This window comes from Catellatospora sp. KI3, from assembly GCF_029948125.1.
Classification (GTDB): Bacteria; Actinomycetota; Actinomycetes; order Mycobacteriales; family Micromonosporaceae; genus Catellatospora.
The window spans coordinates 367,792-381,523 of sequence record NZ_JASAMB010000002.1 but is presented as its reverse complement, the minus strand read 5'-3'; the positions used below and the strand labels follow the sequence as shown (position 1 = coordinate 381,523).

Below are 13,732 nucleotides of genomic sequence, written 5' to 3'. Positions count from 1 at the left end.
CACCAGTGTTCCTCACGACTGTGACACGGCTAGCGAAGGACCCCCCACGGTGACCGAGACCTCGACGAACACGCCCACCGGCACCACCGGTGAGCGTGCGCCGTGGCCCGCGGGGCGGTACGGCCGGCGCCGGGAGCGCCGCAGCATGCCGCGCACGGCGGTGGTCGCGCTCGCGGCGGTGACCGCGGTGGCCATGTCGGCGGTCGGCTGGCAGCTCTTCCGGGCGTACGGCGACGGCGACTACAGCGCCTCGGTGACCCGCTTCACCGACATGGCCGACGACCAGGTCGTGATCACGATCCTGGTGCGGATGCCCGCCGACGGCACCGCCACGTGCACGCTGCGGGCTCGGAACGCCGCGGGCGTCCAGGTCGGCATCGAGGACGTCACGGTCAGCCCGGGACCCGACCCGGCCCGTACCCAGGTGACACATCGCCTGGTCACCAGCGGGCGGCCGGTCACCGGCGAGGTTAAGGGATGCCGTCCGGCCTGAAGCGCTGGTAAGTTTGTAACTTCGCCCAACGCGCTCAACGAGGCCGTTACCACTTGACGAGCCCTTGACGCGCTCGTGGACGATCGCACAAGAATCCGACCGTAAGACCCTGAGGAGAACGCCCGTGTCCACGACTGACGCCACCTGGCTGTCCCAGGACGCGTACGACAAGCTCCAGGCTGAACTCGCCGAGCTGATCGCCGCCCGCCCCGCCATGGCCGCGGAGATCAACGCCCGCCGCGAAGAGGGCGACCTGAAGGAGAACGGCGGCTACCACGCCGCCCGCGAGGAGCAGGGCAAGGCCGAGGCCCGCATCCGCCAGCTCCAGGAGCTGCTGCGGGTGGCCAAGGTCGGCGAGGCGAAGACCACCGACAACATCACCGTCGGCACCGTCGTGACGATCTACTTCGACGACGACAGCGACGACACCGAGACGTTCCTGCTGGGCTCCCGCGAGATCGCCACCACCACGGACCTGACGGTGTACTCCCCCGAGTCCGCCCTCGGCCGGGCCATCCTCGGCTCCCGCAAGGGCCAGACGGTCACCTACACGGCCCCCAGCGGCGCCGACATCAAGGTCACCATCGTCTCCTTCGAGCCCTTCGCCGGCTGACCCGCCCCTGACCGGGCCAGCACCGCTCCCGCACCGCTCCCGCGTCGCGCCGTGCCGCGCCCGTGCCGCGCCCGTTGCCGCGCCCGCGCGGCAGCACTTGGCATCGACAGTGGCCTATCCAGAGGACGACTATTCGCGAGTCGTCTTCCAGATAGGCCACTGTCAATTAAAGAGCGGGTCGTGGGCCCGCCCCGGGTCAGTTGTTGACCTCTACCTGGTAGCCGGCGGCCGTGAGGGCGTTGACCAGGCGGTCGGAGTGCTCGGCGCCGCGGGTCTCCACCGACAGGTCGACCTCCACCTCGCCCAGGTGCAGCCCCGGGTCGTGCCGCTGGTGCGCCACGTCCAGCACGTTCGCGCGCTGCTCGGCGATCAGCGACAGCAGCGCCGCCAGCTGCCCCGGCCGGTCGGCGCAGCGTACGCCGAGGTGCAGGTAACGCCCGGCCGCGCTCAACCCGTGCTCGATCAGCCGCACCATCAGCAGCGGGTCGATGTTGCCGCCGGACACCACCGACACGACCGGCGTCCGCACCTCGACCTTGCCCGCCAGCAGCGCCGCCACCCCCACCGCCCCGGCCGGCTCGGCGACCAGCTTGCCGCGCTCCAGCAGCATCAGCAGCGCCCGGGAGATCTCCTCGTCGGTGACGGTCACGACCTCGTCGACGAGCTTGCTGATGTGGGCGAAGGTCAGGTCGCCGCAGCGGCCGACCGCGATGCCGTCCGCGATGGTGGCGATGCTGGGCAGCCGCACCGGGCGCCCCGCTCGCAGCGCCGGGGGCACCGCCGCCGCGCCCGCCGCCTGTACGCCGATGATCTGAATGTCGGGCCGCAGCGCCTTGGCCGCCACCGCCATCCCGGAGATGAGCCCGCCGCCGCCGATCCCCGTGATGATGGTCTGCACCTCGGGGACCTGCTCCAGGATCTCCAGCGCCACCGTGCCCTGCCCGGCGATCACGGCGGGGTGGTCGAAGGGGTGGATGAAGACCGCGCCGGTACGGTCGGCGAACTCCTGCGCGGCGACCAGCGCCTCGTCCACGGTCGCCCCGGCCAGCTGCACGCTCGCGCCGTACCCCCGGGTGGCCGCGACCTTCGGCAGCGGCGCGCCCACCGGCATGAACACGGTGGCCCGGGTGCGGCACAGGCCCGCCGCCAGGGCCACGCCCTGGGCGTGGTTGCCCGCGCTCGCGGCGACGACCCCGCGCTCGCGCTCCTGCTCGCTCAGGCCCGAGATCCGCATGTACGCCCCGCGCACCTTGTACGACCCGGCCCGCTGCAGGTTCTCGCACTTGAGCCAGGCCGCCCCGCCGAGCTTGGCCGACAGGGGCCGGCTCGGCTCGATCGGGGTGGTGCGCACGACGGAGCGCAGCCGCTCCCGGGCCTGTTCGATGTCGGCGAGGCTGACCAGCTCAGGTGTCACACCTGGATCGTGCCACCTGCGGCGGGCTGCCCGCCTGCGGGGACGTCGGCGGGGATCCCGGTCACGGACGGGTCGGCCGCCGGGAACGCCGTCTGGAGGTACGCCGCCTGCGCGTACGCCGCGTACGCGTGCAGCACGTCGCCGCGGGCGATGCGGTCGGTCTGGGCCCGGCTCACCCCGTACACGAGCCAGGCGAGGCAGCCGCCCGCCACGCCGAACACCAGCGCCGACACCGCCCCGCTGAGCAGCTCCTGGTCGAAGTAGGCGGACAGCGCGCCGTAGTCGCGGGTCCCGTCCACCGGCACGTCCCCCTCCAGTAACCGCCCGAGGCACTGGTACACCAGGAACGCCGCCCACCACACGGCCACCACGGGGCCGACCCAGCGGCGGTGCACGCTCTCCCGGGCGACCTGCAGCATCAGCCGGCAGGGGATGACGAAGTTCGCGATCGGGGTGAACCAGCCGCCGATGGCCCAGCCCGCGCCCAGGTCGGCGGAGGCGCCGGGGAAGGCGTCGAGGTTCTTGCGCGCCCGCCACAGCCATACGATGACGAGGACACCGGCGACCAGCAGCACCGCCAGCGCGGCGAAGATGCCCACCGCCTGGACGAGGAACGCCGCGGCGACGCCCTCGCCGCCGTCGGCCGCCGCCTGCTCCACCAGGGCCCGGCCGATCAGCGGCGTCATCACCGCCGCCGCCAGCTGCGCCGCGGCCGCCGCGACGACGGCGATCGCCGTCGCGACGCCGAGACCGCGCACGCCGTACGTCCTCGGGCGTTGCCCCGTCTCCGGCTACGGGCGCGGGTAGCCCGGGGCGTGGCGGCGCCAGGGCGAGGCCAGCTCGATCTGCCCGGCGACGGCCAGCAGCAGCAGCTCGGTGCCGGGCGGGCCGACGAGCTGCACCGCCGCGGGCAGGCCGTCGGGGCGTACGCCCAGGGGCAGGGTCATCGCGGGGAACCCGGCGATGTTCCACGGCGCCGCGTACGGGGCGTAGCGGGTGTTGGCGACGAGGTTGCTCAGCCACCCGCGCCGGTGCCAGTCGGCGGCCTTCAACGGCGGCCCGGCCAGCACCGGGGTGAGCAGCAGGTCGACGCCGTGCCCGGCGAAGAACTCCAGCGACTGCTCGCGCATCCGCGTACGGTCGGCCTCGCGGACGTAGCCGCGCTTCCAGGCCCAGGCGCCCATGGCGATGTGGCGGCGGCTGCGCGGCTGCAGCCGCCAGCGCTCCAGCCCGGCCGCCTCGGCGTCGCGGTAGGCCGCCGCGAACCAGGTCGCCATGCCGCGCAGGCCGAGCTTCGTGTCGTACGCCGGGTCGGCGGTGATGAGGTCGTGACCGCACTCCACCAGCAGCTTCTCGGCGGCGCTGACCGCCGCCCGGTTGCCCGCGTCGGCGCCCGCCCCGGCGACCGGCGAGCGCAGCGACACCGCGATGCGCAGCCGCCCCGGCTGGTTCAGCGGCTGCGGCGTACGCCCCGCGAGGACGGCGAAGCCGAGCGCCGCGTCGGCCACGGTGGTGGCGAGCATCCCGTGCTCGACCAGGCCGAACCAGTCCTCGGCGCCCAGGTTCACCGGCAGCACGCCCCGGCCGGGCTTGAGCCCGATCAGGCCGCAGCAGGCCGCCGGGATGCGGATCGAGCCGAGCCCGTCGTTGGCGTGGGCCATCGGCACCAGCCCGGCGGCGACGGCGGCCGCCGACCCGCCCGAGGAGCCGCCGGGGGTACGGTCCAGCGACCACGGGTTGCGGGTGACGGCGGTGTCGTCGTCGGTGGTCCCCCACAGGCCCAGCTCGGGCATGCGGGTGGTGCCGAGCACCACGGCGCCCGCGCCGCGCAGGCGCCGGACCAGCTCGTGGTCCTCCTCGGCCACGGCCGAGCGGGCACCGGCCGAGCCGTGCCAGGTCGGCAGCCCCGCGACGGGGGTGTTCTCCTTGACCGCGATGGGCACCCCGGCCAGCGGCAGGTTGCCGAGCTCGCCCTGCTCGTCGACCTTCTCCGCCTCGGCGGCGGCCTCGGCGTCGCGGATCACCCGGAAGGCGGCCACGATCGGATCGGTCCGGCTCACGTACTCGAGGTGGTCGGCGATCACGGCGGTGGCCGAGGTGTCGCCGCGGCGCACCGCGCGCGCGATCTGCTTCGCGGTGGACCCGACCCAGGTGTCCGCCATCAGTTCCTCCGCAACTTGGCTGTCGCCGACCAGGCAACCGGGGTTCCAGTATGGAGGTGATCGCCGACACCTCGACAGTGGAGTCTTGCCGGGGCGGGGGTTCGTTGGCAATGCTGGTCCGATGCAACCGAACCAGTCTCGTCGTGATTGGACCGTGCCTGTCGTCGTCGGCGTGATAGCGCTGGTGTGCGTGCTGGTGCTGTGCCTGGCCGGCGGGGCGGCCGGCTACTACTTCCTGTACCGCGACGGCTCGGACCCGTCGCCCACCCCGTCGCCGCTGGCGGCGGCCGCCAGCCCGCAGCCCTCGGCCCCGGCGCCCGCGCCGACCAAGGCGCCGCAGGACTGCCTCATCGGCGACTGGCTGGAGACGTCGTACACGTCGAACACCGAGTTCTCCACCGGGACCGTGCAGCTGACCGGCAAGGGCACCCGGTTCAGCTACGGCGCCGACGGCGTGCTGCGGATGGTCTACAACACGACCCGCACCGGGTCCCTCGACGGCGACAAGTACCAGGTCATCCACAAGGGCAACGTCACCATGAACTACGTGGCCGACGAGAAGACCATCAACTACAGCAGCCCGAAGACGACCGGGACGACGACACTGAAGATCAACGGCAGCACCAACAACTCCCGCAAGCTGACCATGTCGGTCGACCCCGACAGCTACAGCTGCAAGGGCGACGACCTGCGCCTGTTCGGCGAGAACTACGCCATGGAAGCCAAACGCGTCCGCCCACCCGGCCAAGGCGTCTAGCCCCCTGAGGAAAGGAAGGGCCCCTTCTTATCGCAATGCGATGTAGAAGGGGCCCTTCTTCACTGCCGACGGCTCAGGAGAGCGCGGCGGACAGGTCGGCGAGCAGGTCGTCGATCGTCTCGATGCCGACCGACAGGCGGACCAGGTCGGCCGGGACCTCCAGGGCCGAGCCCGCGACGCTGGCGTGGGTCATCCTGCCCGGGTGCTCGATCAGCGACTCGATGCCGCCCAGCGACTCCGCCAGCGTGAACACCTTCGTGCTGTTGCAGACCCGCTCGGCCGCGGCCGGGTCGCCGGTACGGAAGCTGATCATGCCGCCGAAGCGGCGCATCTGCTTGGCCGCCAGCTCGTGGCCCGGGTGCTCGGGCAGGCCCGGGTAGTAGAGCTGGGTCACCTTCGGGTGCCCGGCGAGGAACTCGGCCACCTTCTCCGCGTTGTCGCAGTGCCGCTCCATGCGTACGGCCAGCGTCTTCACCCCGCGCAGGGTCAGCCACGCGTCGAACGGGCCGTTGACCGCGCCCATCGCGTTCTGGTGGTACTTCAGCGAGTCCGCCAGCTCCAGGTCGTTCAGGATCAGCGCGCCGCCCACCACGTCGGAGTGGCCGCCGACGTACTTGGTGGTCGAGTGGACCACCACGTCGGCGCCCAGCGCCAGCGGCTGCTGCAGGTACGGGCTGGCGAACGTGTTGTCGACGACCAGCAGCGCGTGCGCGTCGCGCGACAGCGCCGCCAGGCCCGCGATGTCGGCGATGTTGAGCAGCGGATTCGTCGGCGTCTCGACCCAGATCATCTTCGTGTTCGGGGTCAGCTTGGCGCGCACGTCGTCGACGTCGGAGATCCGGGCCGACGACCAGGTCAGGCCCCAGCGCTCGGCGACCCGGGCGAACAGGCGGAACGTGCCGCCGTACGCGTCGTCGGGGATGATCACGTGGTCGCCCGGCGCGCAGACCGTACGGATCAGGGTGTCCTCGGCGGCCAGGCCGCTGGCGAAGGTCAGCCCGCGGGCGCCGCCCTCCAGCGCCGCCAGGCACTCCTGGAGCGAGTCGCGGGTGGGGTTGCCCGAGCGCGCGTACTCGTAGCCCAGCCGCGGCGCGCCGACCGCGTCCTGCTTGAAGGTTGATGTCTGGAATATCGGCGGGATCACCGCACCGGTACGTTCGTCCGGTTCCTGACCCGCGTGGATGGCGAGCGTTTCAAACCCGTAAGACATAAGGACAGCCTAGGCGAGCACACTTGACACATGTTCCTTCGCCACAAGAAGCTCGACCTGCCCACCCCCGCCGAGGCCCTGCCCGGACGGGACGCTTCCATGCACGTGCCCGCCCGCCACTTCGTGCTCGGCACCCCGCTCACCGGCCCCTGGCCGGAGGGGCTGCAGACGGCAGTGGTCGGCATGGGCTGCTTCTGGGGAGCCGAGCGGCTGTACTGGAAGACCGACGGGGTGTACTCGACGGCGGTCGGGTACGCGGGTGGGACCACCCCCAATCCGACGTATGAGGAGACGTGCTCGGGGATGACCGGGCACACCGAGGCGGTGCTGGTCGTGTTCGACCCGGCGGTCGTCTCGTACGAGGAGATCCTCAAGATTTTCTGGGAGAACCACGACCCGACCCAGGGGATGCGGCAGGGCAACGACATCGGCACGCAGTACCGGTCGGCGATCTACACGACCAGCCCGGAGCAGGCCGCGGGGGCGCAGGCGTCGCGGGAGGCGTTCCAGCCGGTGGTGAACGCGTCGGGGTACGGCGAGATCACGACGGAGATCGCGCCGCTGACCCACTTCTACTACGCCGAGGACTACCACCAGCAGTACCTGGCCAAGAACCCCAACGGGTACTGCGGCATCGGCCCCAACGGCATGAGCTGCCCGATCGGCGTCGCGAAGACCGACGCCTGACCGGCGCGGCCGGCCTGGTCACGCCCAGCGCGTTGATCACGGCCTGCGGTCGGAACCTCGGCTAGAGGCCCGGGTTCCGACCGCAGGCGGTGATCACCCGCCGAGACGGGCTCCGCTCAACGACCGCGCCGCTCTGGCGCGGGCGATCCGGTCGGTCTGCGCCCCGCTGATCAGCACGATCAGCCGCACCAGCAGCACGCCCGCCGCCACCATGGCGACCGCCGCCACGAGCTGCACCTCGCGCATCCGCACGAAGTACTCCACGTGCGCGGGGAACCCGCCGTCGGGCCGCAGTCGCCTCATCAGCCGCGTGGTGAGCATCCCGACCAGGTACGCGCCCCACCACCAGCCGACGAGCCGCCCCGTGGCGCGGCCGCGCAGGCTGGCGGCGGCGATCTGCTTCATGATCCGGTACGGCAGCACGAAGTGCGCGAACGGCACCAGCCAGCCGCCGATCGCCCAGCCCGCCGAGATGCTCGGCCGCGCCTCGGGGAACGCGTCGAGGTTCCGGCGCGCCCGGCTGAACCAGGCGATCACGAGCACGCCGGCCACGAGCATGGCGACGCCCTCGGCCCGCAGCAGCCCCTCCTCCAGCCGGTGCGCCCGCTCGACCAGGCCCGGATCGCGCTGAGCCGCGCCCAGCCGCGCCAGCCAGAGGCTCTCGAACGACAGCGCGCCGGCCACGACGGCCAGCAGCGAGCAGACGGCCACCGCCGCGGCCGCCACGACACCCAGCTTCCGCACCGCGTACGCGGGCAGGTGCGGCCAGATCAGCGGGGACGTACGGTCCAGCCCGCAGGTGCGGCAGCGGCTGCTGTTGACGGGGTTCTCCGCTGAGCAGTGGGGGCAGCGCATGATCTTCTCCAGGATCGAGGGCCCGCGCAGCGTACCGATCCCGGGCAACCAGCGTCCGATCGGCTGCGGCGCCCCGGTCGCCCGGAGAACGACCGCAGACGGCGATCTTGGTGGCTCGGACCTGCGCTTGATCGCGGATGGCGGACGAAAGCTCGGATTCGGCCACTCGCGACGCCCGGAAACTGACCACAGACCGCGATCTTCGGTGCCCTACGCAGCCATGATCGGCGCCCGCGGTCAGAAGGCCGCCCCAAACGCGCTGTTCTGACCGCTGACGGCGATCACGAAGTCCGAGGCCCCGACCGCCACCGAGCCCACCAGCCACATCCGGCACGCGGGCGCCCGAAACACGACTGAAGCCCCGTTTCGTGGCACCAAATCGCGATCATCACCGCGGCAGCGCGCAGAGGCGCGGGCCGGGGTGGACACGAGGGCGGTCCGGGTCGCCGTACGCGACCCGGACCGCACCCAGACCAAGCGCCCAGTGAGTGAACCCGCGCTCAGTCGCCCCCGCCGCCCCCCAGCGGCGCGGGAGTCTTCTCGTACGCGTGCCAGCTGTTCCCGCCCGCCCCCATGAAGAACACCAGGTACGTCTTCCCGTCCTGCACCACCGCATCCAGACTCTCGCCCAGCCGCGCGTCGGCCTGCCCCGCCAGCGGCCCGAAGTCCAACCCGACCACGCTGTCGGGCCCACCGCTGCGCGCCGGGCGCAGCTCCCACACCCCGCCGCCGTCGACCTGCCCGGTGCACCCGTCGGGCAGGAAGTCGTGGAACTCCCAGTACGGCAGCTTCGTGGCGGTGAACCTCCCGTCCGCCGTGAAGACCAGCGACCCTCCGTCCGCGTTGCTCCAGGTGCCGAACAGGTCGGTCGGGCGCGGGTCGGCGGGCTCCCCGTAGTCAACGAAGAGCTCCCCCAACACGCACCCGCCCCCGATGACCAGTACCGCCACCAGCGCGAGCATCCGTCGCACGCCCCTGATTCTGCCGCCGCGCCCCCCGGATAACGCCCGCCCTCACCACGCCTTCACACCTTCTCCACACCCGAGAAGGCGTTAGGAGGCTCTCGATGTTAAGAAGGGCCCCTTCTACATCGGATTCCGATAAGAAGGGGCCCTTCCTTTCGCCTTAGGCGAGGGCGGCGAGGGCGAGAGCGGCGAGGGCGGCGGTGCCGTCCGAGCCCGAATCGCCGTCGGCGATGGCGATGGCGTATCGGAGCAGCAGGCTGCTCTCGGGCGCCACCGTCACCTCAGTGGAGAAGAACGGCGCAGGACACACGCACGCGAACGGCTCGGCCCGGACGAACCACTGGACGTGCTGGTCACCGTTGCCCGGGGCGTCGACGAAGACGAGGGTCGAGGAGCGCCCGCTCCCGTCGTGCCGGCCGGTGAAGCCGAGCCACGGCGCCCGCACCCCCATCAGCTCGTCGCCGCCCACCTTGCCCTCGGTGTACACGGTGCCGCCCGTGAACGAACGCGGTCCGCGCCAGAACAGGCCGCCGTAGCCCGCGTTGTCGCGCCCCTCGGTGGTGGGGCTGCCGATGACGATGTCGCGCCCGCTGACGTTGGTGAGCTCGGTGCTGAAGGTGAGCACCCAGGCACCGGCGTCGGGGGCGACGGTGACGGTGAAGCCGCGCTGCTCGCGCAGCCAGGTCTCGCCGCCCTCGGTGATCCAGTCCAGGCGGTGGGCGACGCGCACGGCGTCGGGCCCGGCGTCGAGCCGGTCGAACTCGAGGTGCCGCATGCTGCCGTTGTTGGGCAGCTGGCGGTAGCCGTGGCCGCGGGTGTAGGTGACCCCGCCCCAGAAGTTCTCGGTGCCGACGTTGGGCAGCGACAGCGCGATGCCCCGGTGCCACACGTGGTCGTGCGGCCGGAACAGGCTGACCAGGTCGCCGCCGAGGGTGTGCAGCGGGTGGAAGTACGGCCGCGGCGACTCCAGCTGGGCGTCGTCGGGCTGGTAGACGTAGCGGAGCAGCAGCTGGTCGCCGTACTCGACGGCCAGGGCGCCGGTGGGCTGGGTGAGGCGCAGGGCGGTCATCGGGCACCTCCGGTGGGGACGGCGCGTACGGTCGGCCACGGGGCGCCGGTGCCCTGCATCCGGCCGTAGAACGGCGAGCCGGGTCCGATCTCGCCCCGGGCGACGGGTCGGCCGGTGAAGGCGGACTGGTACACGGCGGCGACCAGTTCCATGGTGGCGCGGGCGTCGGCGGGGCCGACCGGGGGCGCCTGGCCCGCGTCGAGCGCGTCGAGCACGGCGAGGAGCTGGGCGCCGTGGCCACTGTCGCGGCCCTTGGGTCCGGCCGCCCAGGCCGCGTCGATTGTGTCGGCGTGCTCGGGGGTGGCGGTGACGGTCCAGTCGGCGTCGCCGTAGCCGTACAGGTGGGTCAGTTCGACGGTGGCGTGGGCGAAGTCGAAGCGCAGGTGGCTGGTCTCGCGCGGGGACAGCAGGCTGTTGACGACGCTGGCCACGGCACCGGACTCGAATGTCACGATGGCGCAGGACAGGTCCTCGGTGTCGGTGGGCCGGGCCCGGCGGGCGGCCACGGCGACCACCTCGCGCCACGGGCCGAGCACCGACAGCAGCAGGTCCATCTGGTGGATGCCGTGGCCCATGGTCGGGCCGCCGCCCTCGACGTCCCAGCGGCCGCGCCAGGGCACGTCGAAGTACGCGTCGGGCCGGTGCCACAGGGTGTGGCAGACGGCGGTCATGGGCGCGCCGAGGCGCCCGTCGGCGGCGAGTTCCCGCAGCGTGCGGGCGCCGCTGCCGAAGCGGTGCTGGAACACGGTGGCGAAGTGGCCGCCGCCGTCGCGCGCGGCGGCGGTGATCCGGTCGAACTCGGCGAGGCTGAGGGCGGGCGGCTTCTCGCACAGCACGGTCAGGCCCCGGCTCAGGCACATGACCGCCTGCGGGGTGTGCAGGCCGGGCGGGGTGCACAGGTCGACCAGGTCGGGGCGCTCGGCGGTGAGCAGCTCCTCCAGGCTGGTGTAGCCGCGCGGTTCGGGCTGGCCGAGGTCGGCCAGGTGGGTGGTGAAGTCGCGCAGCCGCTGCGGGTCGACGTCGACGACGGCGCCGATGCGGGCCCGGCCGCCGGAGTCGGCGATGCCGCGGGCGTGCACGGCGGCGATGCCGCCGGTGCCCACCACGGCGAGGTCATAGGTCTTCAAGCACAACCTCCGAGGTCATGACTCGGCCGTGGCCCACGGTCCGCTGCGGACCGTGGAAGCGGGCTGCCACGGTATGGCGGAAGTCTGCACTGGACGCCCCGAACCGCAACTCGGCGTCCCCCGGTTCGACGACGCGCTGCCCGGACCGGCCGGTGAACGAGGTGAGGTCGGCGTGCACGGTGAACACGACCCGGCACGCCTGGCCGGGCGCCAGCGGCACGCGGGCGTACCCGATGAGGCGGATCACGGGGCGGGTCACCTGGGCGACCGGGTCGTGCAGGTAGAGCTGGACGATCTCGGTGCCCGCCCGGTCGCCGGTGTTGCGGATCCGGATCGCGACCTCGACCGCGCCGTCGGTGCCGCAGCTCAGCGGGCCCTCGGTATCGGGCTCCCAGGCGAAGCAGGTGTACCCCACCCCGTGCCCGAACGGGTACAGCGGGGTCGGGTCGACCGTGCTCACGTCGCTGCGGTGCGCCAGCTTCGGGGCGAGGTACGTGGCGGGCTGCCCGCCGGGGTGGCGCGGGACGCTGACGGGCAGCCGGCCCGACGGCTCGACCCGGCCGGTGAGCACGCCCGCGACGGCCGGCCCGCCCTCCTCGCCGGGGAAGAACGCCTGCACGACGGCGGCCAGGCGGTCGGCGTACGCGCCGAGGGCGTAGGGGCGGCCCGACAGCAGCACCAGCACCACCGGCACGCCGGTGTCCAGCACGGCCTCCAGCAGCCGCTCCTGCACGCCGGGCAGGCGCAGCTCGGTGACGTCGCAGCCCTCGCCGGAGGTGCCGTTGCCGAACAGCCCGGCCTGGTCGCCGAGGACCAGCACGCACGCCTCGGCCCTGGCGGCGGCCTGCGCGGCCGCGCCGATCCCGGCGGTGTCGTCGCCGCGCACGTCGCAGCCGGGGGCGTACGCGATGGCGGTGCCGGGCAGTTCGGCGCGCAGGCTGGCGAGCAGGGTCGGCACCTCGACGCCGAGCGGCAGGCCGGGGTGGTGCAGGCCGACGTGGCGCGGGAACGTGTAGCAGCCGAGCATGCCGTCGGCGTGGTCGGCCAGCGGCCCGGCCACGGCCAGCGTGCTGGGGGCGCGCAGCGGCAGGGTGCCGTCGTTGGCCAGCAGCACCACCGACTCCTCGGCCAGCCGCCGGGCCAGCTCGCGGGCGGGCGCCGGGTCGAGGTCGACGGTCTCGGGGACGGTCGGGGTCCAGTCGGGGTCGAGCAGGCCGAGTTCGCACTTCTGCAGCAGCACCCGGCGCAGCGCGCGGTCGACCAGCTCCGGCGCGACCTGGCCGGACTCGACCGCCTCCAGCAGCGGGCGGCCGTAGCAGCGGACCATGGGCAGCTCGACGTCGACCCCGGCGGCCAGCGCCAGCCCGGCGGCGGCGCCGTGGTCGGCGGCGACGTGGTGCAGCGTCTGCAGGAACGTGACGCCGAAGTAGTCGGCCACGACGGTGCCGGTGAAGCCCCAGGCGTCGCGCAGCAGCGTGGTCAGCAGCCACGGATCGGACGCGGCGGGCACGCCGTCGATCTCGGCGTACGAGTGCATCACCGAGCCGGCGCGGCCGTCGCGCACGGCCAGCTCGAACGGCGGCAGCAGCACGTCGGCCAGCTCGCGCGGACCGAGCCCGACGGGTCCGAAGTTGCGCCCCGCCTTGGACGCCGAGTAGCCCGCGAAGTGCTTGAGCGTGGCCACGATCCCGGCCGACTGGAGCCCCCGCACGTAGCCGGTGCCGACCGTGGCCACCAGGTACGGGTCCTCGCCGATGGTCTCCTCGGTGCGCCCCCAGCGGGCGTCGCGGGCCACGTCGAGCACCGGGGCCAGCCCCTGGTGCACGCCGAGCGCGCGCATGCTCGCCCCGATCGCGGCGCCGACCTGCTCGACCAGCGCGGCGTCGAAGCTCGCGCCCCAGGCCAGCGGGGTCGGGTAGATGGTCGCGCCGTACGCGGTGAAGCCGGTGAGGCACTCCTCGTGCACCAGGGCCGGGATGCCGAACCGGCCCGCGGCGACGACGGCCTGCTGCAGCTCGGCGAGCTGGCGGGCGCCCTCGGCGCCGGAGACGGGCGCGGTGCCGTACGGCCGGGTGAGCTGGCCGAGGCCGTCCTTGATCAGCCGGCGCCAGTCGAAGTCCGGGTCGGCCATGTCCGACTGGAACGGGGCCACGTCCTGGCCGGTCGCGCCGCCCGCGGGCCACACCGAGTAGAGCTGGCCGAGCTTCTCGGCCAGGGTCATCCGGCGGATGAGGTCGGCGACTCGCTCGGCGGCGGGCAGCGCGACGTCGCGCCACGGTTCGAGCTGGGTGGGCTGGCTGGACATCCGGCGGGTCCTCCGAGGCACGAAGACGACAGCTTTCCGGGAAAGTTCCGGTATGGAGATTTCGCCCGAGGGCAG

At 73.0% G+C, this 13,732-nt stretch carries 13 protein-coding genes; 4 read left to right on the top strand and 9 right to left on the bottom strand.

Going from position 1 to position 13,732, the window contains the following annotated elements; genetic code table 11:
* Positions 1-49: 49 nt before the first annotated feature.
* Positions 50-493 (top strand): DUF4307 domain-containing protein, encoded by a 444-nt coding sequence (locus QEZ54_RS05645; protein ID WP_281303379.1) that lies wholly within the window; start codon positions 50-52, stop codon positions 491-493.
* A gap of 124 nt (positions 494-617) precedes the next feature.
* Positions 618-1,106: a transcription elongation factor GreA gene (greA, locus tag QEZ54_RS05640; protein WP_281303378.1), complete on the top strand. Its 489-nt coding sequence runs from the start codon at positions 618-620 to the stop codon at positions 1,104-1,106.
* A gap of 196 nt (positions 1,107-1,302) precedes the next feature.
* On the opposite strand, the gene ilvA is transcribed toward greA, so the two are convergent.
* The 3 genes from ilvA to QEZ54_RS05625 are packed head-to-tail and all read right to left on the bottom strand — an operon-like array spanning position 1,303 to position 4,682.
* Positions 1,303-2,520, bottom strand: coding sequence for a threonine ammonia-lyase (gene ilvA / locus QEZ54_RS05635; RefSeq protein WP_281303377.1), 1,218 nt, complete (start codon positions 2,518-2,520; stop codon positions 1,303-1,305).
* A complete protein-coding gene (locus QEZ54_RS05630) occupies positions 2,517-3,278 on the bottom strand; it encodes a DUF4328 domain-containing protein (RefSeq protein WP_281303376.1) in 762 nt (253 codons plus the stop codon). Before QEZ54_RS05630 ends, ilvA begins: the two co-directional genes overlap by 4 nt.
* Before the next feature lie 33 nt (positions 3,279-3,311).
* On the bottom strand, positions 3,312-4,682 hold the full coding sequence (locus QEZ54_RS05625) for an amidase (RefSeq protein WP_281303375.1): 1,371 nt from the start codon (positions 4,680-4,682) through the stop codon (positions 3,312-3,314).
* 154 nt (positions 4,683-4,836) lie between these two features.
* On the opposite strand from QEZ54_RS05625, the gene QEZ54_RS05620 reads away from it, so the two are divergent.
* Positions 4,837-5,439 carry a hypothetical protein gene (locus QEZ54_RS05620; protein WP_281303374.1) on the top strand — a complete coding sequence of 201 codons (603 nt, stop codon included), beginning with the start codon at positions 4,837-4,839 and terminating at the stop codon, positions 5,437-5,439.
* Between the two features lie 73 nt (positions 5,440-5,512).
* On the opposite strand, the gene QEZ54_RS05615 is transcribed toward QEZ54_RS05620, so the two are convergent.
* A complete protein-coding gene (locus QEZ54_RS05615) occupies positions 5,513-6,649 on the bottom strand; it encodes a cystathionine gamma-synthase (RefSeq protein WP_281303373.1) in 1,137 nt (378 codons plus the stop codon).
* Positions 6,650-6,679: 30 nt separating this feature from the next.
* On the opposite strand from QEZ54_RS05615, the gene msrA reads away from it, so the two are divergent.
* Positions 6,680-7,336 carry a peptide-methionine (S)-S-oxide reductase MsrA gene (gene msrA, locus QEZ54_RS05610; protein WP_281303372.1) on the top strand — a complete coding sequence of 219 codons (657 nt, stop codon included), beginning with the start codon at positions 6,680-6,682 and terminating at the stop codon, positions 7,334-7,336.
* A 93-nt stretch (positions 7,337-7,429) separates the two neighbouring features.
* Here msrA and QEZ54_RS05605 read toward each other — a convergent pair whose 3' ends face one another.
* From QEZ54_RS05605 to QEZ54_RS05585, 5 genes are all read right to left on the bottom strand, one after another.
* Positions 7,430-8,239, bottom strand: a complete 810-nt coding sequence (locus tag QEZ54_RS05605; protein WP_281303371.1) for a DUF4328 domain-containing protein — start codon at positions 8,237-8,239, stop codon at positions 7,430-7,432.
* A 452-nt stretch (positions 8,240-8,691) separates the two neighbouring features.
* Positions 8,692-9,162, bottom strand: coding sequence for a hypothetical protein (locus QEZ54_RS05600; protein WP_281303370.1), 471 nt, complete (start codon positions 9,160-9,162; stop codon positions 8,692-8,694).
* A gap of 154 nt (positions 9,163-9,316) precedes the next feature.
* On the bottom strand, positions 9,317-10,225 hold the full coding sequence (locus tag QEZ54_RS05595) for a PmoA family protein (protein WP_281303369.1): 909 nt from the start codon (positions 10,223-10,225) through the stop codon (positions 9,317-9,319).
* Positions 10,222-11,352: a Gfo/Idh/MocA family oxidoreductase gene (locus QEZ54_RS05590; RefSeq protein ID WP_281303368.1), complete on the bottom strand. Its 1,131-nt coding sequence runs from the start codon at positions 11,350-11,352 to the stop codon at positions 10,222-10,224. Before QEZ54_RS05590 ends, QEZ54_RS05595 begins: the two co-directional genes overlap by 4 nt.
* A complete protein-coding gene (locus tag QEZ54_RS05585; RefSeq protein WP_281303367.1) occupies positions 11,339-13,657 on the bottom strand; it encodes a glycoside hydrolase family 3 N-terminal domain-containing protein in 2,319 nt (772 codons plus the stop codon). The genes QEZ54_RS05590 and QEZ54_RS05585 overlap by 14 nt, the downstream gene beginning before the upstream one ends.
* Positions 13,658-13,732: the final 75 nt, after the last annotated feature.

Excerpts from the sequence above, each read along its gene's own strand:
- QEZ54_RS05615 (WP_281303373.1), bottom strand. The coding sequence starts at position 6,649 with ATGTCTTACGGGTTTGAAACGCTCGCCATCCACGCGGGTCAGGAACCG.
- msrA (WP_281303372.1), top strand. The coding sequence starts at position 6,680 with ATGTTCCTTCGCCACAAGAAGCTCGACCTGCCCACCCCCGCCGAGGCC.
- QEZ54_RS05625 (WP_281303375.1), bottom strand. The coding sequence starts at position 4,682 with ATGGCGGACACCTGGGTCGGGTCCACCGCGAAGCAGATCGCGCGCGCG.
- QEZ54_RS05595 (WP_281303369.1), bottom strand. The coding sequence starts at position 10,225 with ATGACCGCCCTGCGCCTCACCCAGCCCACCGGCGCCCTGGCCGTCGAG.
- QEZ54_RS05585 (WP_281303367.1), bottom strand. The coding sequence starts at position 13,657 with ATGTCCAGCCAGCCCACCCAGCTCGAACCGTGGCGCGACGTCGCGCTG.